We start from the raw sequence: 24,356 nt of genomic DNA on the forward strand, positions 1-24,356 counted from the left end.
AGTGAGGAAGTATCCGATTTTCTGAGTTGTCCCCGTGATTTCTATGTTTTGAGTGTTTGTTCCTTTCTATGACCCTTAACAAAAGACAAACTTCAACCTTTTTCATAGATTATAGAAAAATACAAAGTTGGGTACATAATGAATATCCTATATATAATATTCAACAATATGGAATTTTGTGGCATAATAGCATATTACTTTCAGACCAGCTTCCTCCAGTCTGCGACAGGTTTGGAAACGTTCCTCTCTTTTTTTAAAGGCAGAGCATTCCCTTCCTCATCCACATACCTTTCCATCAGCTCCTCTATCAGTTTCTTGTTCTCCACCTGGGAGGAGAACAGCTCGAACATGTCCGTTTCCCGGATGGCACGCAGTGTCATGGCGGCCCGGTATGATTTGTCCTCATCCGAACCGGCACCGTCCAGATTAAGCAGCACGTCACCTACATTGAGCAGGTCGGCAGGAGTGACTGCCGGAACAATGGCTTCCGCCTCGGGAGAACGGCTGTCCAGCTCCTCCTGTTCGTCTTTCAGCATTCTCATCTCCTCCAAAGGCAGTTTGCATTCCACTTCATCTTCCGGAATATCCTCATCCTTGCCGATAAGGTCGCTTCCCATTTCCAGTTGCTGGCTCATGTAAGGGGCAACGGTCTTTCCGGCATTCTCATCCAGATAGACAAAACGGGTGGCCCCCATCACATCTGCCGCATTTTCCGGATTCCGGTGGTGGCCCTTCTCCATTTCCGGTTTCTTACGGGGAGTATAAAGCAGATCGCATATCTTACCTATTCTCTTTTTCTGCTCCCATACCTTATATAATAGATAAGCGGTACAGCCGAGCCGTATTGACAAATAAACTATTTCTTCCATTCTATCGGTTTTTGTGTGGCTTCCTGATTATATATCTCATTGATGATGTCCTGGTACCTTTCCAGATGGTCTGACAGGACGCTGCTTAGAAACATCGGGACGGACATGTCCGGCGCAATGACCGGCAGCACCCTGGCAACCGCCCTATACAGGGAATCGTGGATATAGGTCTGCCTTCTGGTACCCGTCAGCTTTGCTTCCAGAAAACGCAGCCGGTATTCATCGGCACCTGATGCCTCATCCGGAAATTTTCTTGTTTGCTGTTTTGGGGAATCGGCAGAGGTTTTCTTCTCCTGTCTCTCCCGGGAAAGGGAGGGCTTTATTTCCGGAGTCTCAGCCGGAGCTGCTGTTTCCTCCAATGCCGTGACATCCCCCGCCATCATACGCTTCAGGGCATCCTCGTCCACCCGGTAATCCGTTCTTCTCTTGGTAGCCATGATGATTCCTATTTAAGTTTCAGTATGGTTTCCATCTCCGCAACCAGCAGATCCAGATTGCTGCCTTTCAGTGCGGCGGCTGATGGAGGGAACAAGGTGCTGCGGAACAGGGACCCCTTCATCCCGGAATCTTTGTTGTAGCGTTCCGCACTGGGAATGACGGTCTCCAGCACCGGCAGTTTCAGAGAGCGGAAAATTTCGGTATAGCCGTTATACAGCCCTTTGGACACCCGTTTGTCCATCCGGTTCCAGAACATATGGATGCCACGCAAGGGTACGTCCGCATGCCGGTGCATGTATTCCCTGATGGCAAGGACAAAAGACATGCTGCTCCGCATTACCATCCTTTCCTGTGTAATCGGAGTGAATACATAGTCCATATTGATTACGGACTGGAAGACACCGGGCACATTCACGGTACCGGGGAGGTCAAAAAGGACAAGGTCATAGTCCAGCTCCGACTTTTCGAGAAAGCGGCCGGCCGTCTCCCTGGCTTCCTCCGGGGTGGAGTTCAGGATGCTGTAGGCTTTCCTGCCGCTTGTTCCGAACTGTTCCACCAGCAGGTTTTGCAGATGCACGTTCTTTTCAATGTTCCCCACTTCCCAGTCCCGCATGGCACTGATGCTGTGCTGTGGATAATCACAATCCACCACAAGTACGTTATATCCGTTCAGGTAATGGAAATAACTGGCGAGCAACACGGTGAACGTGGATTTTCCCACACCGCCTTTCTGATTGCTCAAAGCGACAAATAAAGGTTCTCTCTTCATAGGCTTGAATTTAGAGTGTATGACTTGTTTCATATCTGTCTGGATTTTTTCGTTTCATCACACGGCAATGCATCCGTTGGTATATGGCAATGACGCATTGCTTGCCTGTTTGCATGAATACATTGCATACCATATCGCATCAGTGTAATGCCGGTTGCCGGAGGGTGTTGCCGTATAAGGTGCATTGCATTCATGCAATATGGAGTTCAATGTACCCCATACTGCATTGCACGGATGCAATGTGTCCCGTCATGCAGGACTGCCATGCGGCATATATGGCATTGCGCATACATGGATGATACCGCATTCGCGTCATGCACCACCTGTGGCAGGCAAGCAATACACCTTACAGGACAATGTTCCAATGTATGCCCTCATGCACTGTGCCAAAAGTAGCGGCTATTTTTGAAACTTCCGCCAACATTTCCCCTACCTGACATCAGATGTCGTCAGATGTCATCAAATGTCATATCAAGCACTGTTTACCAATCGGTTATCACTGTCTAATTTTGCAAAACCGGAATCAGACAATGGAAAGGAACTGACTTCGCCGGACCACAGCACGCCGTGAACGTCGCGCAGCAATCCGACGAAGGAGGATTCTCTGTTCAAGCGAACAGAGCAAGTTGTGTCCTTGTCCGACAAAAAGTCTTTTGTCCGACAAGAACCAACTTGCCCGCCCAGAGGGGCGGGGGAATCCGCTCCAAAGTCGCGGATTCTGGAAGAGAAAAAAGTACAAACCAAAAATCTCATGTGTATGGAGAAAACAACAGGGACAAGGACGGGCAGAAAGCCTAAAAATGATCCGGCGGACCACAAGTACAGTTTCCGCCTGAACGCCGAGGAGAACACAAGATTTGAAAAGTTGCTGGCGGATTCAGGAGCCGGCAACCTCACGCTGTTCATCAAGAAATCCATCTTCTCGGGACAGATAAAGGTCGTGAAAATAGACAAGGCGACGATGGACTATTACATCAGGCTGACAGAATTCCACAAACAGTTCCAGGCTGTCGGCAACAACTACAACCAGGTCGTCCGTGCCTTGAAGAACAATTTCGGGGAGAAACGGGCGATGGCATTGCTCTATAAGTTGGAAAGATTGAGTCTTGAGCTGATGCTCATCTGCAAAAAGGTCATGGCGCTAACCCAGGAATACGAGCGGAAATGGTTGCAAAAATAAGCCATGGCATGAGTCTTTACGGAGCGCTTGCTTATAACTACGAGAAGGTAGCGGCTGGTACGGCTGAGATTCTTTCCGGTAACCGTATGATTTCCGACCGGCTCGGATTGCCAAGCGAGGACATGCGCTTGGCATTGCTCTCTTTTGAGAATTACCTGCTGGCAAACCGCAATACGGAGAAGCCCGTCCTGCACATTTCCCTTTCCCCAGCACCGGAAGACCGGCTGACCGACGGGCGGCTGGCAGAACTGGCGGAACGTTATATGCAGAAGATGGGGTATGGGAATCAGCCTTACATCACCTACAAACATGCCGATACACACAATACCCATATCCATATTGTCAGTGTCTGTGTGGATGAACAGGGGAAAAAGATCAGCGATGCCTACGAGCATCGGCGTTCCATGACCGCCTGTCGGGAGCTGGAAGTGGATTTCGGTCTGCGAAACGGAGCGGATGCGGAAAAGCGGAATCCAAAAGCGGAACTAAGAAAGGTGGACGCTTCCTTGGGAGATGTCCGCCATCAGGTAGGTAATACCCTTAAAGCCGTATTGGAAAGCTACCGTTTCCAAACCTTCGGGGAATACAATGCGCTGCTTTCCACGCTCAACATCGAGGCGAAACAGGTCAGGGGAGAATACAACGGTACCCCATATACCAGTATTGTATATTCGGTCACGGATGATACCGGCAAGGTTGTCAGCCCACCGTTCAAAAGTTCCCGATTTGGGAAACGCTTCGGAAATGAACAGTTGGAAAAGCGGATGCTGATAAATCTGAAAGCTCTCAAAGATGGGAAATGGGCCCCCTCCATACAGGCGGACATCGTTCGTGCCTTGCGGCAGGCGGATTCACAGAAACGGTTTGTGGAACTGCTCGGGCAAAGGCGTATTGATGTGGTTTTCCGCAAGAATGAGCGGGGACGTATCTATGGTGTCACCTTTATTGATCACAACCATCGGGAGGTGTTCAACGGCTCACGCATGGGCAAGGTGTTTTCTGCCAATGTGTTCAACGACTATTTCAAATGGTTGGAAAACATACCCGAAAAGGAACGGGGCGGACATTCCGCTACAGAACTTTGGCAGCATCACCGTCACGAATCCTCTAGCACGCTCGAACTGGCGGCAGGCATTTTTTCCTTGGAAACCAATCCGCGGGATTACGAGGAGGAAGCCTTTGCACGCCGCATGAAGAAAAAAAAGAAGACCGGACGCAAGCGTGGCATTTAGACAAAACAAGTATCAACCCATTTATATACAATTCTTATGCAGCAGGAAGATGATTTGAGGGCTCTCGCTAAGATAATGGAATTCGGCAGGGCCGTGAGTATTTTTCTTTTGGTGGTACACGTCTATGTGTACTGCTATCCGAGTATCACCGCATGGCACCTGAACCTTGAGGTGATAGACCGGATTCTGGTAAACTTCAACAACACGACCGGAATTTTCAACTGTATTCTCTGGAGCAAACTGTTGGCAGTGCTTCTGTTGGCCGTTTCCTGCCTGGGTACGCATGGGGTCAAAGGTGAAAAAATAACCTGGCCTAAAATTTATGCGGTGTTGGTGGCAGGATGCGCATTGTTTTTTCTGAACTGGTGGCTTCTTAAACTGCCATTGCCACACATGGCAAATACCGCATTCTATATTTTTACTCTTACGGCAGGCTATCTCGCCCTGTTGATGTCGGGATTATGGATGAGCCGCCTTTACAGGCACAACCTCATGGAAGATGTGTTCAATATGGAAAATGAGAGTTTCATGCAGGAAACCCGACTGATGGAGAATGAATATTCGGTAAACCTCCCGACGAGATTCTATTATAAAAAACGCTGGAATAACGGATTTGTCAATATTGTCAATATTTTCCGTGCCTGCATGGTTATCGGGACACCGGGCAGCGGCAAATCCTATGCGATAGTCAACAGTTACATACGCCAGCTTATAGCCAAAGGCTTTGCGATTTACATCTATGATTACAAGTTTGATGACCTGTCCACCATCGCCTATAATTCTTTGTTGAAGAATATGGACAAGTACGAGGTAAAGCCCCGGTTCTATGTCATCAATTTCGACGATCCGCGCAGGTCTCACCGGTGCAATCCCATTAATCCGGAATTCATGACGGACATTTCCGATGCGTACGAGGCAAGCTATACGATAATGCTCAACCTCAATCGCACCTGGATCGAAAAGCAGGGGGACTTCTTCGTGGAGTCTCCTATCATTCTGCTTGCGGCAATAATCTGGTATTTAAAGATTTACAAAAACGGTATTTACTGTACGTTTCCCCATGCGGTAGAACTGCTCAACAAACCCTACTCAGACCTGTTCACCATTCTGACCTCTTATCCGGAGCTGGAAAACTATCTTTCTCCCTTCATGGACGCATGGAAGGGAAATGCCCAGGACCAGCTCCAAGGCCAGATAGCCTCGGCTAAAATACCCCTTACGCGCATGATCTCCCCACAACTCTACTGGGTGATGACCGGTAATGATTTTTCATTGGATATCAACAATCCGAAAGAGCCCAAACTGCTCTGCGTGGGCAACAATCCGGACAGGCAGAACATTTATTCGGCAGCGCTCGGATTATATAATTCCCGTATCGTCAAGCTTATCAACAAGAAAAAACAGCTTAAATGCGCCGTTATCATTGACGAGCTTCCCACCATCTATTTCCGTGGGCTTGACAACCTGATCGCGACGGCGAGAAGCAACAAGGTGGGTGTGCTTCTGGGTTTTCAGGATTTCAGTCAATTGACACGTGACTACGGAGAAAAAGAATCCAAGGTCATCCAGAACACGGTGGGGAATATTTTCAGCGGACAGGTGGTCGGTGAAACCGCAAAAACGCTTTCAGAGCGCTTCGGCAAGGTGCTTCAGCAACGTCAGTCCGTATCCATCAACCGTCAGGACGTATCCACCTCCATCAACACACAGCTAGACTCGCTCATTCCCGCATCAAAGATCGCCAACCTCTCACAAGGCACGTTTGTCGGGGCTGTGGCGGATAATTTTGATGAGAGGATAGAGCAAAAAATATTTCATGCCGAAATTGTCGTGGACCATACCAAGATCAGCGCAGAAGAAAAGGCTTATCAGAAAATCCCGGTCATCAACGACTTCAAGGACAGGAACGGTAACGACATCATGATGCAACAGATACAACGCAATTACGACCAGATCAAGGCGGATGCGCAGGCTATTATCAATGAGGAGATGCGGCGTATCAAAAATGACCCTGAACTCCGTAAACGACTAGGTCTGGAAGATGAAAAAGGAAAGGACCCCGACAAATCATGACAAGTGGAGGGGTAATTGAAGAAATTATACCCCGACTGATCGGATTATTGAAAAAGATGCCGTATATTTGAAACTTGAAATAGAGAAATAAGGCCGGTCTCGACAATTGGGACCGCCATTATTATACATAAGTCGCAAGACGTCTCGAACAGGAATCTGACAAATTCAAAAACACAGAGGCTATTGCGTGAGGCTTATGTTATACCTTATAGCATGAGCCCATGCGGGTTTCTGTGTTGGGCTTTGTCAGAGCCTCTGTTCGAAATAAGCATGGGTTTCATGCTTTTTTAACAAGAGGTATGGCAAAAATTCAAGTTATCATGGCACTCACTTTGGACGGGTTCCTTCCGCATGAAGACGAGATGCTTATGCGATGGGTGAGGGAAAACAAACGGTATGGTTTCCCACGCTGGCAGCGACAGGCCACATTCCACATCTACCCCCATTACGGTTTGATGGACTTGCTGAATGTAAAGGAAAAGCATGACAAGGATTGTATTTATCTGGCAGGAGTGGGAGATGGAGGAAGTGCGGAATATGCCGATGGACTTTTTCGGTATAATCTGGTGGATGAGACAGTACTTTTTCTGCTGCCTCTTTCTTATGGTGGTGGAATCCCCTTGACGGGAGAATTCCGGTCTGCCCGCTGGAAACTTCTTGGCTGCAAAACTTTCTCCAACGGAATCTGCCGGCTTATGTATAAACGAAACGGATGAAGATGCTATCTCAACCCATACCTTTCCATTTTCTTGTATAGCGTCGGACGGCTCATCCCCAACATTCTCGCCACACGACTGATCTTACCTCCACATTCTTCCAGAATCTTCCTTATTAGTTCTTTCTCTTCTGCTTCTTCCATCAAGCCTTTTTTACATTTTTCGCCTGTCCTACAGATGGTCGCATTAAGGTTCAGATCTTTATGGGTTAACAATGGAGATACCGCCAACAGGACAGCACGTCTTATCCGGTTGTCAAGTTCACGCACATTGCCCGGCCATGAGTGGGAAAGCATGGAGATTTTGGCTTGTTCGGTAAAACCGGAGGTCTCCACACGTATCTCTTCTGAATGTTGCTCACGAAAGAAGTCAGCCAGTGGCAATATATCTTCCGGGCATTCGGAGAGAGAGGGCTGGCGTATCTCAAACTCGGCGAGACGGTAGTACAGATCCTCCCGGAAACGTCCCTCCCGTATGGCACGCTCCATATCCTCGTTGGTGGCCGACAATATCCGTACATCGGCTTCAAGTTCTTTGCGGCTGCCCACTGGACAATACACTCTTTCCTGTAATACCCTGAGCAGCAGTGTCTGCATTTCGGGAGGCATGTTTCCGATCTCGTCAAGGAAGAGCGTACCGCCCTTGGCCGTCTCAAAATAGCCGGCAGTATCCTTTTTCGCATCGGTAAATGCCCCCTGCACGTGACCGAAGAACTCAGATGCGGCAAGTTCCCCCCGGATACAACCACAGTTCACCGCCACAAAAGGCTTGTCCTTACGCCCGCTATGCTGTTGGATCAGCTGTGCGACAGATTCTTTTCCGCTACCGTTCGGTCCAAGGATCATGACGGAACAATTCAAAGGAGCCACACGACAAGCTATCCGCTCGGTCTCCCGGACCGCCCCGCTAAGCCTTTTCATTAATGATTTCTTCGGGGGAACGGAAACTGGCAGACCGATCAATCCCCGTAACAGTTCCATCAGTAACTCCTCGTGGACAGGCTTGGGCAAGTAGTCCTTTGCGCCCAATTTGACGGCACGCACCGCATCTGCAATGGAGGCATGTTCAGTCATCACCACAAAAGGGATATGTAACCCTTGGGAGATGCTCCATTCCAGTAAACTGATGCCATCCCCTTCGGGAAGGCGGACATCCGTCAGTACCAGCGCCACGTTATTCCCCTTGATTTTCCGGCGTGCCGAAGGCTCATCTATGGCCGTCAATACCCTGTAACCGGCTTTCTGTAGCCATCTCTCAAGAATATCGCAAAGAATCAGGTTGTCCTCCACGATCAATAAAGTCTTTTTCATCCCCGTCATTTTTCTTTCTTAATTCATTATTTACTTCGTCTATCAGTAACCGTATCTGTTTCATAATTCTCATCGTGTACTCTCTGACCGTCTCGTCGCTCGAGGTCTTGTCATGCAGGAGCTTCCGATAACCGAACAGTACATCGTTGGCCCCTAACAACTCCCAGACCGGAGCCATCCGATGTACGATCCTCCGCATGGCTTCCCGATCGTTTTCTCTTAAAGCCTCCTCCAGTTCGGCAAGATCCTTTTCTGACTCTTTTGCGACAAGACCGAACATATGACGACGGTCGTCCGTACTTTCCATCAGGCGGGAATAGTCGAACGGAGACATGCCTGCACTTCTGCCCTCCGTAACGGAGGAGATAAAGGCCAGCAGTCCTTTTGAAGAGAAAGGCTTATGTATGCAACCGCAAAAACCGGACTTCATATACACGCCCGAGTCCCCGTCCCCCCGTGCCGTCATGACAGCGACCGGAACGGTACGGGAATTTCCGATATCCGAGTTACGCAGTAATCTCAACAAGCCGAAACCATCGGTCACGGGCATCTGTATATCTGTCAATACCAAATCATAATCCAAGCGGTCGAGTGCTAGAATGGCTTCTTTTGCATTTTGACAGGTCGTGCATTCCACCCCGTTGCGCCCGAGCATGTCTTCCGTTATTTTCAGAAGGATGCTGTCATCATCCACTACCAGTACATGTTTGGGAAGTATCGTCGCAGATTGTACCGGAAGCTCCTCTGTTTCCGGTTCTCCTGTCGTTTCCGAAAGGGGAAACGACAGGCGGAATGTTGTACCTTTACCTGGTCGGCTCTCTACTTCAATGCTTCCGTCCAGTACCTTTACAAGAGCTTTCGTGATAAAAAGCCCAAGACCGAAACCTTCCGAGTTTATCTCCTGCGCCGCACGCTCGAACGGACGGAAGACACGTTCCAATGTCTCCTCGTCCATACCGATACCGGTATCACCGACCTCCACATATAATCTTCCCGCCATGTACTCGGTATGGAAACGGATCGTACCCGACAGGGTGAACTTGATGGCGTTTGTCAGCAGATTGTCCAATATTTGTTCCAATTTGTCTGCGTCTCCTCTCACTGTAATATCACCGACATTCTTATGCCGGTGCTCGAACAGCAAGGCCCGGCCACCCGCTTTGCGGGCATATTCCTTCGATATGTTGTCAAGCAAGTTGTTTAGACGGAAAGGAACCTCGTTACGGGTATCCTTGGTCTCATTGATCTTATAAACATCCATCAGGTTGTTCACCAGATTCAGTATATGGCGGCAGGAATGGCGGATGTTCTCCAGATAGCCTTCCCGTTTTTTCTTTTCACGGGTTTCCGAGGCCAGTTCCACGCAGTTGTTGATATTACCCAATGGTCCTCGTATATCGTGCGAGATGGTCAGGATGATCTGTTTACGCATACCGAGCAGTTCCTCGTTCTCACGGTTTATCCTTTGGAGCTGTGCCCGCCCTTCCCTTTCTTTCCTGATGTCATGCCGTATGATCAGGAACGAGATGAATAGCAAGGAGGAAGCAGAGACGATTACCAAGACAAACAGTTTGAAAGAAAAATCTCCGGCTTCCGTGATTTTTTCCTCACGACTGATGAACGCCGCCTGCGCTTGCCCGTCAAGATGGGTGATGAGTATTTGCAACTTCCGGTTCAAGGCCTTATTCTGTATGCGCAGACTGTCGGTATACATGTCTATCCGGCGTTCACGTTCCTCTTGCATGGCGATCAGCTTCTCATTCAAATCTTGCAGTCCTTTCGATGGCTCGAAGACCTGTACGCTCCTTTTCCCTCCGAACCAACCGGCAATCCCTTTTTTCTTTTGGGTGACTGTCCGGGTACGAACCGCTTCCCTGATAACAATAGGCAGACGATTTGCGAGCAGGCTGTCCGCTTCCCCCTGTCTGGTAATGGTCTCCATAATGCGGAGCAGATGTATCTCCTTAGCTTCCAATAAATGACATAGGGAGTCTATCTGCTTTGGCAGGACGAACGTGCCACAACTCACTTTCAATATTTGTAACAAGCTGTCCGTTTGCAAGCGTTTTCTGCGATACTCACGAAAATCGGTATCCTCCCAGACAATGACGGACTCTCCATAGGTGGCAAGCTCCGTGATATAGCGATGCGCCGTACTGATGTCATGGCGTATCCTGCGTATCTCCGATGTTTCCGTTTTTATCTCACGCATGCGGCTCCGTTCGTATAACAAGATGGAAACCATGCCGCAAACAGCCATGATCAATATCATATACCCTAAAAGAACCTTATGCTGTAATGAAACTTTCCTTGCTACCATAAATATTTTCATTTTACGTAAACACTCACTTTAAACCACCAAGGATTTGTAACGGATTCGTTAAGCCAGTGTAATAGTTATCTATAATTCATTTATAAAATATAGAAGAAGCCCCTGTCTTCTCCGATAACCGGCTTCAGACAAGGGCTTCCATATTGGGATGAATCAATAACGATTTACTTTATGAGATTGGTCTTATTCCGGTTTTATCAGTTGGTTCCACCCGTATGCTGGCAGTTCCAAATCCGGGTAATGACAGACACTGTTCCAATGTTGATTATAATTGAATAGACAACTTTCATAACGGATAGAATCGAATATATTCCATATCAGGCAAGAGGGAAACCGATTCTTTCCAATTGTGCTTTTCGCTCGTCTGACATGTTCCCCTTGCGGTAATCCCGTCTTTGAATGGTACACCAGCGTCCCAATGCTCCTTCACGGCATCCCGGCCATCGTCCTTGCAGGTTATGGAACAGGCACAATTGTTCGAAGTTGCCTTGCCAGACCTGTTCCGCCGACCAGACAAATCCTATTTTATCCAACAGGAGCCGGCGGTCATTGGGTAACTTTCCCTGTTTACGCATTTTCCGTTGTGTATGGCACCATCCGCCCAAATTCCCTTCCGTCGATTTAGGGAAACGCCGATATTTTCTGACAAAAGACTTCAGCTCCTCGTAGTTCTTCATCCATTCCCCTTGGAGGTTCTGATTCCAGACAAAGCCTATCTCATTCAAAGCCCGGATGCGCTCTTTGCTCAAACGTCCATCCTTCCGTCTTTCCCGCTGGGTATAACACCAGGTCGCAAGCGGGCCGTCTTCACGTTTGGGCCAGCGTCCGCAGGTATCAAAGAAGACTTTCAATGCATGGTATTCCCTCATCCATTTGGAGTCGAGCTGATTCCACTCAAAACCGATTGCATCAAGCTGGTCGCACCGTTCCTTGGCAAGACAGCCTCGTTTGTAGGCGATGCGTTGCGTGTTGCACCAAAGGCCCAGTTTCCCTTCCGTCACTGAAGGCCAGTCGTTCTCTTCCCGGTGGAACTCGACCAGCCGCTCGTACATAATCTGCCATGGTTCCAGCTCGGCCAGGATCTCTTCGATGCGGAGCCGGATATCCGACAAATAGCCGGTAGCGAGGAACGAGGTTGTTCTTTCAAATCCGTGGGGCGATGGAAGATAAGAGAGTCGCTCCCAGTGGCACGCCATCACGTCGTAGACCGATTTACCCGACAGGTTATTCACGAAATCCAAGACGACCGGCTGTTTCCCGCTTCCGGCATCCAGACAGCGCCCCAGCTGTTGCAGGGTGACAATGTAAGATTCGGTGCGCCGCAGGAACAAGACGGCATCCACTCCCTCGACATGCAATCCTTCGATCAGCATATTGACGGAAAAGAGTACGTGTAACCGGTCCGACTCTTCTCGGAAAGCGGCCAACAGCCGCTGATTCTCCTGCTCGCTTTGCGCATGATGGATTTCAAATGGCGTAATCGATCGGCCTGCCTGTGTGAGCCAGTCGCACACTTCCGGCACCATCTGTCTGAGATCGGCCAGGTCGCGACAGAAAACCAGCAGTTTGCGTACGCTTTCGGGTAGGAACTTCCGGATCACCGACGACGCGCCCAAAGCACCTTTGAAATCGACCCGCGCCAGGTCCAGTTTCTTTTGGATGCGCTCTCTCCGGCGGACTGAACAACCGCTGCGTTCCAGCTTTCTTTGCAGCCGATCCAGTTCGTTGTCCAGCCCGTAAGCACTTTGTACCAGGATCGGCACTGGTAAGATATTGTAATACCAAGCTTGCGGCAAGGTAAGTTCATAAAACAAATTTCCTTCGAAATAAAGATCCACCGTATCGATCATTCCTTCCGGACGGATTGGCGTTGCCGATGTTCCCAGGACATAGGCACAGGGATTGTTTTCTATCACTTCCTGCAAGGCACTTCCCCAAATTTCCGCCCCGAAATGATGGAATTCATCAATAAGAATATGATCTGCCCGTAACAACCCATTGTCCTCCCGGTTACGAATCAGTGACTGGAATGTCCGGTACGTCACTTGCGGAATGGAGAATCCGACGGCTTTCCGGATCTCATCCAGAATCGTGATGTTCGGAGCAAAGACCAATATATTTTCCTTTGCATGATCTGCGATATAGCGTGCCAGCAAATAGGATTTCCCTGTTCCGGTAGCCTGCACGACCGTACCGATACGGTGTTGTTTGAATCCCCGCATGATCGCCCTGTAAGCCGCTTCGTTATGCGGATAAAGCTCCACATGTCTTCCGGACAAGAGGCTTTCAATATAGCTTTCATCCGAAACGGTCAGCCCGTGCAGTTCAAAGTCCAATGCCTCCGGCAGGAATCCACCGTGCGCCACGATCCTGAAATAGAGATTTCGATATCCTTTGTTCAGTGAAGAAAGCTTTTCATAAAACCTTTCAACATCCGAACGGGTCAAAGGCTGCTCGTTCCAAATCTCCTTCACGATAGCATGTGCCATTCCCGGTTTGAAGCCTATCCGTAATCCATCTTCGGATTCTGTTACCTGAAAACCTAGACGGTGATAGCAATCTGTCAAAGACGGTACCATCCTATTGACTTACAAGTCAAAAGTTCATTTGATTATTGTCCTTTGATGTTTAAAGAGGGCTATCATATCGCCCATTGTCAGTCGACCGGTAACATCTTCCGTTATAATCCGGTTCAAAAGCCGAAGATCCGCTTCCATCTGAGCACGAAAGAGACAGGCTTTGGGATGCTCTCCCCGGATTGTCTTTGTGGTTTCATCCCAAGAAGAAGTTGGTAGGTGAAGGTGGGAAGAAAATTCCATACGTCGGTTATGTCCTTTGTAGATACGGTAATAAACCGTACCGTACCCTATGGCTTTCTTACAAGTCTCAAAACGGACAACGACTGTAGGCATCCTTATTATTTTCTTGATTAGTATTTTACAGTAGGTTGATGTAAAAGCATATACCTTCCGAAGAATATTTCCCGTTTTGCAAAGAGGACTGATAAGTCATACAGTCTGCCACTCCATTCCATTTAATTGTAATCACGTTTTCATTTTCGGTAGGTGACATAGAAACCTATGATATGTTTTTTTTCGTATATTTAGTGGCAGCAACATAATAGTTCCCCAATATGGTTCTTCTATTATCCGGCCAATCATCTCTTTTCACCTTGTCACTCGTCGTAATGTGATCATTACTTCCAATAGCAATACATGATCATCATTCGTTTTCTTTGATAGGCCTGATTCTTTTAGATAAATATCAATTCTTGTGATCAAAATCCATATTATCTATATTGCTGTCTTTTAATTTTTTCTGTATAGTACAAATAATTCCAGCTCAATCTATGAAAAAGGAATGATGCTCAAAAAATGATTGCCTGTATGATACATCCACTTTCCTAACGAATTCAAGCTGACATCGGGCAGGAACTCTTTTCTGAAAAAGTGACCACCTATGCGAGTTTTTCCTCCATCATCTATGTCCGTGCTCGGCACATAAATCAATCCACTCATTCTTGTATTTACTGCGTAAAAACAGGAAAAGTCACAAACAACAAAAGTCCTCCGAGGAATATCCACCGAAAAATTTCCTTTTTTCGTTTATCATTCTTCATTTTATACCCGATGTTAGTTTTTGCAACAATTCGTATATCTTACCATGAAACAAGTCCCGATAATGAAGTTCAACTCCAGAAAAAACTTTCACTTTAAGTTTATTAGCTCTTGGTAATGCAAACCATAAGTAATAACAAGTATTTCGATTTGTAAAAATATTTTTTCAGTATCAGCTTCATAGCTCAGCTTATATCCTATATAACAATGCATTTACAATACGTCCGCAGGCTAATCCGTCACCGTACGGATTTACAGCCTTACTCATTTTTTCATAAGCTGCTTTATCATCAATCAAAGATGATACTTCGTTTACAATCTTATTATAGTCCGTACCTACCAGTTTCACCGTTCCGGCATCTAATGCTTCTGGTCGCTCCGTGGTATCACGCATCACCAATACCGGTTTACCCAGTCCCGGAGCTTCCTCTTGAATGCCACCGCTATCTGTCAATACGATGCTGCTCTTCTCCATTAGATACACAAAACTCAAATACTCCAATGGTTCAATGAAGAACATATTTTTTAAGCCGGACAGATTCTCCCCGAACACCTCATGAATCGGCTTGCGTACATTAGGATTCAAGTGCATAGGATAAACAAAATCCAAATCTGGATATTTAACCGTCAAATCTTTAATAGCTGTACACATATTGATAAATCCGTCACCAAAATTCTCACGACGATGCCCCGTAATCAATACCAGCTTCTTGCCATTGTTCAAGCGGTTTACATCATAACCCGCTTTGCTCAATATATCTTCCAATTCATTATCTAGCTCCTTGTTGTTCTTGATTTTATCCACTACCCAATAAAGTGCATCAATCACTGTGTTACCAGTTATAATGATATTGCGGTCATCAACGCTCTCTTTAATCAGATTATTACGACTTAACGGAGTGGGAGAAAAATGATAGGTCGCCAGACGCCCCGTCAACAACCGATTCATCTCCTCCGGCCATGGGCTATAAATATTATGTGTACGCAAACCAGCTTCCACATGTCCCACCGGTATCTGTTGATAAAAAGCAGCCAAAGCTGCAGCTGTAGAAGTGGTAGTATCCCCATGTACCAATACCACATCGGGCTTTACCTCTTTCAGTACATCACGCATACCGGTCAGCACACGAGCGGTCACATCATACAGATCCTGTCCCTGCTTCATGATATTCAAATCATAATCCGGTTTGATGTCGAATATCTTCAACACCTGATCCAGCATTTCCCGATGCTGTCCGGTTACGCACACCACAGTCTCTACCCGTTTTGGCTGTTTCTGGAATTCTTTCACCAGCGGAGCCATCTTGATTGCCTCCGGACGGGTGCCGAAGACCAACATCACTTTCTTCATATATCCTCTGTTTATAATTTTTTCTTCATCAGCCACCAAGCATATTTCACCAAGTGGATCTGACGTTTAATTCTTTTGGGTTCTTTTATCAAGCGATAAGCAAATTCCAGGTTATGCTCCACCCACCATTTCGGTGCGCGCTGCACATGACCTGTATAGACATCGAAACTGCCACCCAAGCCTTGGAAGATAGCGCGATGCCGTTGCTGTATCTCCTCCATCAGCAATTCCTGCTTTGGCGACCCCATAGCCACGAATACCACATCCGGTTTCTTCTCCACAATATCGTCTATCAATCGTCGTTTCTCTTCATCCGTCTTGATATAGCCGTTACGATAACCCACTATTCGGATATCCTGATATTCAGAACACAGTTTCTCTACGGTCTCATTTACGATTTGCGGTTTTCCACCAACCAGATAGAATGTCTTTTCCTTGTAAAAGCGAGTAATAATCTTTAGCCATAGTTCACATCCGGGAATCTTACAGGCATCTTTATAACCTTTCTGCTTTAAAGCCATTTGTGCACCGGCTCCATCACAATACCCAATATTTCGATTGATAATGGCACGTGTCTGTTCCGTGGCATGCAATATCTTTTCTGCATTGATCGCTACCAATATGCCCTTATGCGTGTCCACATAATGCAATAGTTGCTGTTCGGAGTCGAAAGGGAATATTTCGACCCCGTTTAATGAAACTTTATCCATAAGATTAAAATATTATTCGGCAAGTAAATAATGGCTCATAGCATTAAATATAAACGCATTGCTCCAACGCATATATGATATTTTTGAACTTATCCCCGGCTTTAACTGGTAGTAGAAATAGCCTTTCCGGTCTTGCATATTGCGGATAGTCCAATCAATGACCTTTTCTGCAATTTCCTTGTATTCTTCGATCTTGTGCAACCTTGCGAGCGTTACGAGCAACTGCCCCGGGCAGTGAATGTCGATGGGATAAGTGCGGTTGTCGTAGTATTTTGGCATTCCGTTGGCTTCAAAGAAGTTTTGAATATAATATTCAAAGCCCTTCTCAATATATTTGCGATACTTATTGTCGCCTGTCAGCTCCTGATATGCAATAAGCGCATCAAGGTTATAGCCTGTATGAAAACTGTCAACCCAACTCTGAACGGGTAGCATGCCATATACCCATGCACCGTTTGGCTTTTGACCTGAGCAGCATGCCTTTATGCTTTGCTCTGCAAGTTCGCAGTATTCCTCGTTGCCTGTGTACTTGTAGCAAAAACTAAGCAGCCTTGAGCCGAGCAGTGAGGCGTTAAAGACAGTGTCGTTTCCCTGCAACGGGCTGTAAGAGAATAGGAATCCGTCCTTATATTCCGTGCGGTGAAGGTCGTTGATAACGAAATGTGCCGCACTGAGAGCGATTTCAAGAAACCTTTTCTCTCTGGTAATTTCGTATGCTTCCATAAGAGCGGTTGCACAGAAATTGCTCGCAACAACGGTTGGAGTAAACTTTGGGAAAAGGAAAAGTCTGCGAGCCTGCCAGTCAAAGTTATATCCCCAGCAAGCACCGCTGTAACCTTTTGATTGTAGAGAGATCAACAGTTCAGCCAGTTCGTTAATCCGTGATTTCAGGGAATCGGGAGAGCCGAGGCTTTCCGCAAGTTTGGGGTTTGCCTTAACTGCATTATATAGGTTGCAGTAACCGGAAAGGAAAAGCCCGATGCCCTTGGCATTATATTCCTTGGGGACAAGCGCAAGCCTGCGGAGATTGACTGGGCAGCGCTTAAATCCTTGGATAACAACCAGGCGGCAGATTGCCGACTTCTTCAGGAACGGCAACGCCTGAAAAACCTTCGAGTTAAGTCCGTCATAGGGATCCCAACCCTTGAACCCCTCATTCTCGCAATACTCCTTCAGCAAGCGAAAAGAGTTGATAACTTTATGCATATTATGTTATTCTTTAGTCCTTAGAATTTTGGTGGGTACGCCTGCAACGATAGCATTATCGGGAATTGGTTTGGTTACGACTGCGTTTGCTCCTATTGTAACATTGTTTCCGATTGTTATACCACCCATAACGATAGAACCTTTCGCAATATAAACATTATTACCTATCACTGGTACTTCTGGAAATCTTGAATTACCCCCCTATGGAAACTTGCTGACATATAGTGCAGTTTACCCCTATAATTGATTTAGAATGGATAACAACACCCATACCTCCGTATCCAAAAGTTGACCCTCTGCCAATCTTTGCCTGGTATGGAATCTTGCTGTTGTAAATTAGGAAAATAAGCAATGTTATCAATTTTGGCAGTACAGGAATGTGGTGCAAGTACAGCCACCTTGATACCCGATAAAAAGAGATTGCATTCAACATAGTTTTATCCTTTTAAAACTATATCCGATTGCAACTTTTGATTTACTCTTTTGGTTGCAGATATGGTGCTATTCCATCTAAATCTTTTTGATTTGAAGAAATATTATAGTTTAAGTCTTTAGTATATCCGATTATTTTAGCAGGAGAGCCTGCAACAATTACCCCCCCCCTTAATGATTTATCAACAAACGAATTAGCTGCAACAATACAGTTATCACCAATTTCTACTGGTCCACAGATTACAACGTTTGGACCGATAAAAACGTTATTGCCAATTTTAGGAACGTTTTTATATGGAAATTTTCTTACTGTTGAGAATCGTAAACCTAATACGCAGTTTTCTCCAATTTCCGTTCCTGGGATTAGTACAGTGCTAATTCCTTTACAAACAAAATAAGATCCTTTACCGATTTTTGAATCAGCAGTAATTTTAGTGTTGTAAATCAGAAAAATTAATAGTTGAATTAATTTAGGTAAAAATGGAATGTGGTGTAAGTATAACCACCTCTGTATTCTGTAAAAAAATATTGCGTTTGGCATAATTTTATCGTTTTCTGATAAAGCGGGCGGGGTTTCCTGCCCATACTTCGTTTGACGGTATATCTTTCGTCACTATTGCCCCGGCGCCTACGATTGCCCCTTCTCCGATTGTGACCGGCTTGACAACCATTGTTCCCATGCCAATGTAGGCTCCTTTGCCAACATGCACTTGACCGCGGTCATAACTGCCTGTCTTCGGGTTCATGAAATGCGTTACAATCCGGACGCCGACAGTCAGGCGCACGCCCTCTTCAATGACAATATCTTCGGGATAATTTGTGTCGAAAATAACGTCCTCTCCGATGAAGGTCTTTTTAGGGCATTTGATGTTTACCCCCCCCCATTTACAAAGCGTTGGTCTCCACCCCCTTGACTTCATTGGCAAATGCTGCAAATGAAGGAAGATAAGTTTCTTAATTCTTGACAGTTTCATAGTCTTATAGTTTCTTTTATTGTGTTTTCAATTTGCCTTGCAACGCTTGACGCCATAAAATGTTCTTTGGCGTATTGTGCATTATATGCGCCGACCTTTCGTGCCAACTCCTTGTCCTTTATGTACGGAACCATTGCATCGGCAAAATCTTTCGGTTCAAGGGAGTCCGTTATAAATCCCATTTTGTCGTTTTGGAAAAAGTCAACAAGACCGCCGACATTCCTTGTCAAGATCGGCAAGCCGAAAGCCATTGCTTCAAGAACTACCGTTGGCATTCCTTCTCCATGAGTCGTTAATAATAATAATAATGCGTTTTTATACTCATTCTTAAGGGCTTCACCAGCCAGTCTGCCCGTAAATATTACATCAGACAAATCTTTGTCAGCAACATATTTTTTCAGAGGTTTAAGTTCCGATCCATCACCAACGAAAGTCAGAGTCAAGTCGCTGTACTTTTGTTTTAAAATGGCAAAGGCATCTACAGCTTCATAAACTCCTTTTGCTTTTTCTATTCTTGACAAGAACAAGATGTTTTTGCTGCTGAAAGTCTTATCCTTCATAGGGTTGAAATTTTCGAGCAAGGCATCATCAACTTTAGTTGTTGTAAGACTTATTGGCGAAGTAACCCCCCATGACATCATTTCCTCTTTAAAGGCATTTGCCAACACAAAAATCAGTGAGGCTTTATTAAAATGACGTACCACCCATTTCTTATTGATAGTCTTCGCATAATCCCAATTAAAACCATGAATAAACACGACTACCTTAAAGCCAAGAGCATGAGCAACATTTAAGAAAAAAAAATCACGTTTTAATGCAGAAGTTCCTAAAGATGGATTAACTAATACGACATCCGGACGAAATGTCAACAACCGGAATATAAATTTCAAACAGTCCCAAAGTAACCAATATTTTCCACTGCCACATTTTGTTGCATTACGTTTTCCGATGGTATTATACATTACATTTTCCGTCCAAAAAGCACGCAATCCTTTGTAATGACTCGCAACTCCGCCCATTAATTTTAAGGAGGATGTATTTATTAGAATTTTCATGACAAACAGAATGTTTATATCAATATATCTCCATACTATTTATAGGCATCGTTGGAGTTACTACAGAATAGTAATTAATTGCTCCTCCAATCTTGAATTGTGTAAAGAGGGTATGTGCTACTTTTGCAGTGTTGCTATTAACGTACTCACGCAACTTAGAAGGTAACCAGTTATAGTAAAGGTTTAGACTAAAACTATTTAAAGACTGTAAACCTACATACGCCACGATAATCGGTAATTTATAAACTTCAACAGCTTGCTGTATCTCCCAATTCAACAACCCTCTGTTTTTATTTGTTTGAGAAGAAACTATAACCAACATATTCTTAGAATTAGCCATTCGTTCTTTCAATCTCGCTTTCAATGTTTCCAAACTACTTGAGTCTCTCACACTATAAGTTTTCTCATGACTATTTACAAAATTAAAACGAACATTGTCATTTGCTTGCCATGCTTTTAGCAATTCAAAATTATGCAAGTCGCTATTGACAGGATTTACTTCTCCCTGTCCATCAAAGGCCACGTATGTGCCATTTCTATAAGTTCCCATATTTTATGTTCCTAAATTGTTAAACTCATACTTTACCTTATTTAAGGATATAAATTTCGTATCACTTTTATGAACTACAATGGTAGTTCCACCCATAGTTACATAATGGTCCACCAAACTGAAACATTGCAAAATATGACATAATGTTTTTTGTTTGGAAAGATTTAGCCCGGTCTGTCCGGAACCAATAATAGGCATATAGATAGGATGACCGCTATTATAGGTGTTTATCTTCTCCATCATAGTAAGCAGCATATAAGTATATTTCTCTGGCTGATAAATCACATGGTTGTTTTCATCAAACTCTGTCGCCACCACAAGATAGTACTGTTTGTCTTCCTCAAACAAACGGACAACTGTTCCTAACGGATATTTATTAAGTTTGCCACTTACATTTCTACGAGACGCAACGCTTCCCGATGAGAGGATACCATCTCTTGATATTGCATTGGTTATTTCATCATCTAAATTCTTTCTCGGATATTTATCACGATAATGCTGTATAAACAGTCCATGAACAGTACGCGGACCTATCACATCATGTTGCAACTGAGTGTCTAAATAGTTATTCACCGGAATGACCACGATACTTCCACATTCTGTATCAAATAGATCACCCACCTTCACACGAATTCTACGTCTGCGAATAAAATCTATCCTGATTTCTTTTCCTGGTATTATTGAACTGAAGCCCCAAGCAATAGAAGCAAATAGGCAGCACCCCCACATACAACTACAATTAAATCGCGGCCATATACCGATAAAGATTGTCAGGATACAAGAAATGGTACCCATTGCCAACGCTACTTGCTTAAGAAAGAAATTGTAGTTACTCAGCATAAATATTTTTACATTATTAAGCATATCATTAATCATTGATTGCAGATTTCACAGTCTGATAATCCCACTCCACATTCCAAGTATTAAAGTTAAATTTCTTCATAGGCTTATAGATTCCTTTGTTCCGTAGCATTTCTGGACATTTGTTTCGGTCTACAATGATAGAATTATAAAGTATCACAATCTTAGCATTTTCTTTAATCGCCATATCGCACTCATAGTCCACATAACTACGATTATCTACAGAATGTCTCAACAAACAAGAATTTTCCCTATACCATTTACATAAATAACAAGCACCACTCCTCAGAGATTTAGTATGTTCACCAATAATAAGAACGAAAGTCTTTGAAATTCCCATTCTCATTCTCAGTGAAGTTTTTATATTGCAGTTGTTACTGTTATCTCTAGATTGTGTCAAGTTGTGTACATCAATGAAATGAAGACTCCAACGATTTCCCTCATTCCATTCGTGCAATTTATCAATGGCAGCCTTATCACCAGACCAGTCTCCGGCAAGATAAGTTTTAGTCTTGTTTTTTAAAGCCCGTATATTCATTAGTGTCCAATTTTGACGTATAGTTCAAAACCCGTCACTAGGCGGTTCCCTATAGTATTGTATATTACATTTTCCGTCCAAAAAGCACGCAATCCTTTGTAATGATTCGCAATTCCTCCCATTAATTTCAAACTGGGAGTATTGACTAAAATTTTCATTGCTTGGTATGTATATGTTATAATTTAAGCTTTGAAAGTTCTTGTGATTTTTTCACAACATCCCTTTATATATTTCCAGATGCCATACATCTTAAGCAAATCACGCATATAATCACCTGTCAGTGCATAGCGTGGTAAGGTATACAAATCTGCACTTGCCGAGATATTATTCGGCTTTGTTGAAAATGCAATTTTATAATATTTTTTTGCAGCGTTGATTTCTCTATGAGAAATGGACCCGTTGGGATAGCTAAAAGCGAAAATGCTCTTACCCGTGATTTTTTCTAATTGTTTTTGAGATTCACTAAGTTCAAAATCCAACAGATCATCTGGCAATTTGGTAAGAATCGGATGATTTATAGTATGTGACTGAATTGATATCAAAGGGTGTTTTGTAATCGTCTCAAGCTCATCAATCGTCATTGTTGATCGTTGTAAATCAGCAACTTCTGTTTTTATTTTTTTAAGTTGACTTTCAAACTCATCGTGGGGAAGATTTTTAAAATTTTGCATTTGTGTATAACCAACTTTTTTTGCAACGAATTCCCACCAAAAGTTGCCTGACATTATCGGATTAACGGCAATAAATATTGTTATATGAACATTGTACTTCTCTATAATTGGAATCAACTTTAAATTACCTTGCCAGCCATCATCGAATGATATATATGCCAATTTTCCTTTGGTATCATTCTTTTCCAATCGGCTATAAAGTTCTTCAATACTGATGAATTTATAGTTCTTTGAATGTAAATGTTTAATAATTGCCTCAAACCCTTCCTGATTTGGATTGTGAAAATATAATGGACGAATCATTATTCTTGATTTTTAAAAAGTTTTATAAAGGTTGATGTATGAGTTTCCTATAGCATTTACACCAAACATATTTTGCCCTGATATTGCATTTTTGATTCTGTTTTGCTGTTTGATCAGTTCTATTTGATTGGTATTTAAATTACTCATATCTTCTATAATCACCCCTGCGCCATATTTTTCAATATATTCTTCTGCAATATTGACACTGCCGTTATGGATTATAAATAATCCGGAAGCAGCGAATTCACTTAATTTAGATGGTGAGGCAGAATAATTTATAAATGTTCTATCTCTCCAAAGTATTCCTATGTCAGCTGCGGAAAGATATTTTGGAACGTCTTGGAATGGCACGAAAAGGCTAATGCACTTCTCATTGTCAAAAACCTTTTTAGATAAGGAGATAACCCTAATGCCTTTAGATATTAGGGTGTCGATGTTACTTTTATCTTGTTGCCAAAGCGAATCTCCTCCACTTAGGCAAATTGCAAGCAATTCATTATCTTTAATATCATATCTGTTCCTTATTTCATTTCTATAGGAAACAGAGAATTCCATCACTTTTCCTGCAATATTGGGGTGAACACATAATCTGTATTTACAATTTGAATAGTTTTTCCGGATATACTCATTGATTGGTGTTGAAACTGAAGAAATGACAATTTGGCTAACGATTCTACTGTCAAACAGTCTTTTGTAGAAAAATTGATAATAATTAGCTTGAACTTTCAGCAATAACTTGCGAATACCGGAACACCGCATATACTTAAATTCGATTTCCCGATAAACTACCCCCCTGATATCGATTAAAATTCGATTATTAAGTCTTTGATCTATAACCATTTTTTTTATAAGGTAGCCAAGATGCTCGCTTCTTACATGAAAAAATGAATTTTCCCAATCTTTTACTTTCTTTACAGCCGAAAAAATATTTCGGATAGTCAGAAATTCGAATATTTGATATGTAGGATATGATTTAAACCATACGACATCCAAAAATGAATAATTGGATAGTTTCTTTTCAATTTCCCCTTTTTCATTGGTATTACGATATCCCATTATCAATGCCAAAGGAATACCTTTGATGTGATAAAACTTAAGCAGTTCCAATACTTGGGACTCCAAAACAGAAACATTTCCACCTGCTATATAGATTAGCTTTTTCATCATAA

23 protein-coding genes are annotated in these 24,356 nt (G+C 44.1%); 4 read left to right on the forward strand and 19 right to left on the reverse strand.

The genetic code is table 11. The features are described from left to right. Positions 1-200 precede the first annotated feature (200 nt). The 3 genes from NBH15_RS05140 to NBH15_RS05150 are packed head-to-tail and all read right to left on the reverse strand — an operon-like array spanning position 201 to position 2,109. The gene (locus tag NBH15_RS05140) at positions 201-869 is read right to left on the reverse strand and encodes a DUF4122 family protein (RefSeq protein ID WP_005828739.1); all 669 of its coding nucleotides are present in this window, start codon (positions 867-869) and stop codon (positions 201-203) included. Continuing rightward, entirely contained in the window at positions 857-1,306 is a 450-nt protein-coding gene (locus NBH15_RS05145; RefSeq protein ID WP_005828741.1) for a DUF3408 domain-containing protein, read from the reverse strand. The genes NBH15_RS05140 and NBH15_RS05145 overlap by 13 nt, the downstream gene beginning before the upstream one ends. 8 nt (positions 1,307-1,314) lie before the next feature. Further along, on the reverse strand, positions 1,315-2,109 hold the full coding sequence (locus NBH15_RS05150) for a ParA family protein (RefSeq protein ID WP_005828742.1): 795 nt from the start codon (positions 2,107-2,109) through the stop codon (positions 1,315-1,317). Positions 2,110-2,833: 724 nt separating this feature from the next. On the opposite strand from NBH15_RS05150, the gene mobA reads away from it, so the two are divergent. From mobA to NBH15_RS05170, 4 genes are all read left to right on the forward strand, one after another. Then, positions 2,834-3,256, forward strand: a complete 423-nt coding sequence (mobA, locus tag NBH15_RS05155) for a conjugal transfer protein MobA (protein ID WP_005840900.1) — start codon at positions 2,834-2,836, stop codon at positions 3,254-3,256. After that, positions 3,241-4,488, forward strand: a complete 1,248-nt coding sequence (mobB, locus tag NBH15_RS05160) for a conjugal transfer protein MobB (protein ID WP_005636905.1) — start codon at positions 3,241-3,243, stop codon at positions 4,486-4,488. Before mobA ends, mobB begins: the two co-directional genes overlap by 16 nt. A gap of 36 nt (positions 4,489-4,524) precedes the next feature. Beyond that, positions 4,525-6,561, forward strand: a complete 2,037-nt coding sequence (mobC, locus tag NBH15_RS05165; RefSeq protein WP_005636903.1) for a conjugal transfer protein MobC — start codon at positions 4,525-4,527, stop codon at positions 6,559-6,561. A gap of 221 nt (positions 6,562-6,782) precedes the next feature. Beyond that, positions 6,783-7,277 (forward strand): dihydrofolate reductase family protein, encoded by a 495-nt coding sequence (locus NBH15_RS05170; RefSeq protein ID WP_005636900.1) that lies wholly within the window; start codon positions 6,783-6,785, stop codon positions 7,275-7,277. 5 nt (positions 7,278-7,282) lie between these two features. On the opposite strand, the gene NBH15_RS05175 is transcribed toward NBH15_RS05170, so the two are convergent. The 16 genes from NBH15_RS05175 to NBH15_RS05245 all read right to left on the reverse strand — a co-directional run bounded on the left by NBH15_RS05175 (position 7,283) and on the right by NBH15_RS05245 (position 24,354). Continuing rightward, positions 7,283-8,587 (reverse strand): sigma-54-dependent transcriptional regulator, encoded by a 1,305-nt coding sequence (locus NBH15_RS05175; protein ID WP_005636898.1) that lies wholly within the window; start codon positions 8,585-8,587, stop codon positions 7,283-7,285. Beyond that, entirely contained in the window at positions 8,532-10,907 is a 2,376-nt protein-coding gene (locus NBH15_RS05180; protein WP_005840888.1) for a hybrid sensor histidine kinase/response regulator, read from the reverse strand. Before NBH15_RS05180 ends, NBH15_RS05175 begins: the two co-directional genes overlap by 56 nt. A gap of 329 nt (positions 10,908-11,236) precedes the next feature. Beyond that, entirely contained in the window at positions 11,237-13,498 is a 2,262-nt protein-coding gene (locus NBH15_RS05185; protein WP_005636894.1) for a Helicase associated domain protein, read from the reverse strand. Between the two features lie 24 nt (positions 13,499-13,522). Next, a complete protein-coding gene (locus NBH15_RS05190; protein ID WP_007219054.1) occupies positions 13,523-13,831 on the reverse strand; it encodes an Arm DNA-binding domain-containing protein in 309 nt (102 codons plus the stop codon). Positions 13,832-14,726: 895 nt separating this feature from the next. Next, a complete protein-coding gene (gene wecB / locus NBH15_RS05195; protein ID WP_007219053.1) occupies positions 14,727-15,887 on the reverse strand; it encodes a non-hydrolyzing UDP-N-acetylglucosamine 2-epimerase in 1,161 nt (386 codons plus the stop codon). A gap of 11 nt (positions 15,888-15,898) precedes the next feature. Beyond that, a complete protein-coding gene (locus NBH15_RS05200) occupies positions 15,899-16,597 on the reverse strand; it encodes a WecB/TagA/CpsF family glycosyltransferase (RefSeq protein WP_005656920.1) in 699 nt (232 codons plus the stop codon). 12 nt (positions 16,598-16,609) lie between these two features. Beyond that, positions 16,610-17,803: a glycoside hydrolase family 88 protein gene (locus tag NBH15_RS05205; RefSeq protein WP_005636881.1), complete on the reverse strand. Its 1,194-nt coding sequence runs from the start codon at positions 17,801-17,803 to the stop codon at positions 16,610-16,612. Positions 17,804-17,809: 6 nt separating this feature from the next. Beyond that, complete coding sequence (locus tag NBH15_RS29330; RefSeq protein WP_005840881.1) at positions 17,810-17,932, reverse strand: LbetaH domain-containing protein; 123 nt, start codon at positions 17,930-17,932, stop codon at positions 17,810-17,812. A gap of 346 nt (positions 17,933-18,278) precedes the next feature. Continuing rightward, positions 18,279-18,776 (reverse strand): serine O-acetyltransferase, encoded by a 498-nt coding sequence (locus NBH15_RS05210; protein WP_007219052.1) that lies wholly within the window; start codon positions 18,774-18,776, stop codon positions 18,279-18,281. 4 nt (positions 18,777-18,780) lie between these two features. Further along, the gene (locus NBH15_RS05215; RefSeq protein ID WP_032558319.1) at positions 18,781-19,209 is read right to left on the reverse strand and encodes an acyltransferase; all 429 of its coding nucleotides are present in this window, start codon (positions 19,207-19,209) and stop codon (positions 18,781-18,783) included. Beyond that, positions 19,206-20,264, reverse strand: a complete 1,059-nt coding sequence (locus NBH15_RS05220; protein ID WP_007219051.1) for a glycosyltransferase family 4 protein — start codon at positions 20,262-20,264, stop codon at positions 19,206-19,208. The genes NBH15_RS05215 and NBH15_RS05220 overlap by 4 nt, the downstream gene beginning before the upstream one ends. A 19-nt stretch (positions 20,265-20,283) precedes the next feature. After that, positions 20,284-20,814 (reverse strand): TIR domain-containing protein, encoded by a 531-nt coding sequence (locus tag NBH15_RS05225; RefSeq protein ID WP_007219050.1) that lies wholly within the window; start codon positions 20,812-20,814, stop codon positions 20,284-20,286. A gap of 3 nt (positions 20,815-20,817) precedes the next feature. Continuing rightward, positions 20,818-21,690: a macro domain-containing protein gene (locus NBH15_RS05230; protein WP_034754614.1), complete on the reverse strand. Its 873-nt coding sequence runs from the start codon at positions 21,688-21,690 to the stop codon at positions 20,818-20,820. Further along, positions 21,683-22,213: a TIR domain-containing protein gene (locus tag NBH15_RS05235; RefSeq protein WP_057256641.1), complete on the reverse strand. Its 531-nt coding sequence runs from the start codon at positions 22,211-22,213 to the stop codon at positions 21,683-21,685. The genes NBH15_RS05230 and NBH15_RS05235 overlap by 8 nt, the downstream gene beginning before the upstream one ends. A 182-nt stretch (positions 22,214-22,395) precedes the next feature. Then, entirely contained in the window at positions 22,396-23,187 is a 792-nt protein-coding gene (locus NBH15_RS05240; RefSeq protein WP_057256640.1) for a polysaccharide deacetylase family protein, read from the reverse strand. Between the two features lie 12 nt (positions 23,188-23,199). Further along, on the reverse strand, positions 23,200-24,354 hold the full coding sequence (locus NBH15_RS05245; RefSeq protein ID WP_034754611.1) for a glycosyltransferase family protein: 1,155 nt from the start codon (positions 24,352-24,354) through the stop codon (positions 23,200-23,202). Positions 24,355-24,356 lie beyond the last annotated feature (2 nt).

The sequence above is a fragment of the Parabacteroides caeci genome (assembly GCF_023656795.1).
Lineage (GTDB): Bacteria > Bacteroidota > Bacteroidia > Bacteroidales > Tannerellaceae > Parabacteroides > Parabacteroides segnis.

Coding starts and splice junctions, on each gene's coding strand:
- NBH15_RS05140 (WP_005828739.1), bottom strand. CDS start 869: ATGGAAGAAATAGTTTATTTGTCAATACGGCTCGGCTGTACCGCTTAT.
- NBH15_RS05145 (WP_005828741.1), bottom strand. CDS start 1,306: ATGGCTACCAAGAGAAGAACGGATTACCGGGTGGACGAGGATGCCCTG.
- NBH15_RS05150 (WP_005828742.1), bottom strand. CDS start 2,109: ATGAAACAAGTCATACACTCTAAATTCAAGCCTATGAAGAGAGAACCT.
- mobA (WP_005840900.1), top strand. CDS start 2,834: ATGGAGAAAACAACAGGGACAAGGACGGGCAGAAAGCCTAAAAATGAT.
- mobB (WP_005636905.1), top strand. CDS start 3,241: ATGGTTGCAAAAATAAGCCATGGCATGAGTCTTTACGGAGCGCTTGCT.
- mobC (WP_005636903.1), top strand. CDS start 4,525: ATGCAGCAGGAAGATGATTTGAGGGCTCTCGCTAAGATAATGGAATTC.
- NBH15_RS05170 (WP_005636900.1), top strand. CDS start 6,783: ATGCGGGTTTCTGTGTTGGGCTTTGTCAGAGCCTCTGTTCGAAATAAG.
- NBH15_RS05175 (WP_005636898.1), bottom strand. CDS start 8,587: ATGAAAAAGACTTTATTGATCGTGGAGGACAACCTGATTCTTTGCGAT.
- NBH15_RS05180 (WP_005840888.1), bottom strand. CDS start 10,907: ATGGTAGCAAGGAAAGTTTCATTACAGCATAAGGTTCTTTTAGGGTAT.
- NBH15_RS05185 (WP_005636894.1), bottom strand. CDS start 13,498: ATGGTACCGTCTTTGACAGATTGCTATCACCGTCTAGGTTTTCAGGTA.
- NBH15_RS05190 (WP_007219054.1), bottom strand. CDS start 13,831: ATGCCTACAGTCGTTGTCCGTTTTGAGACTTGTAAGAAAGCCATAGGG.
- wecB (WP_007219053.1), bottom strand. CDS start 15,887: ATGAAGAAAGTGATGTTGGTCTTCGGCACCCGTCCGGAGGCAATCAAG.
- NBH15_RS05200 (WP_005656920.1), bottom strand. CDS start 16,597: ATGGATAAAGTTTCATTAAACGGGGTCGAAATATTCCCTTTCGACTCC.
- NBH15_RS05205 (WP_005636881.1), bottom strand. CDS start 17,803: ATGCATAAAGTTATCAACTCTTTTCGCTTGCTGAAGGAGTATTGCGAG.
- NBH15_RS29330 (WP_005840881.1), bottom strand. CDS start 17,932: ATGGGTGGTATAACAATCGGAAACAATGTTACAATAGGAGCAAACGCA.
- NBH15_RS05210 (WP_007219052.1), bottom strand. CDS start 18,776: ATGCCAAACGCAATATTTTTTTACAGAATACAGAGGTGGTTATACTTA.
- NBH15_RS05215 (WP_032558319.1), bottom strand. CDS start 19,209: ATGAAACTGTCAAGAATTAAGAAACTTATCTTCCTTCATTTGCAGCAT.
- NBH15_RS05220 (WP_007219051.1), bottom strand. CDS start 20,264: ATGAAAATTCTAATAAATACATCCTCCTTAAAATTAATGGGCGGAGTT.
- NBH15_RS05225 (WP_007219050.1), bottom strand. CDS start 20,814: ATGGGAACTTATAGAAATGGCACATACGTGGCCTTTGATGGACAGGGA.
- NBH15_RS05230 (WP_034754614.1), bottom strand. CDS start 21,690: ATGATTAATGATATGCTTAATAATGTAAAAATATTTATGCTGAGTAAC.
- NBH15_RS05235 (WP_057256641.1), bottom strand. CDS start 22,213: ATGAATATACGGGCTTTAAAAAACAAGACTAAAACTTATCTTGCCGGA.
- NBH15_RS05240 (WP_057256640.1), bottom strand. CDS start 23,187: ATGATTCGTCCATTATATTTTCACAATCCAAATCAGGAAGGGTTTGAG.
- NBH15_RS05245 (WP_034754611.1), bottom strand. CDS start 24,354: ATGATGAAAAAGCTAATCTATATAGCAGGTGGAAATGTTTCTGTTTTG.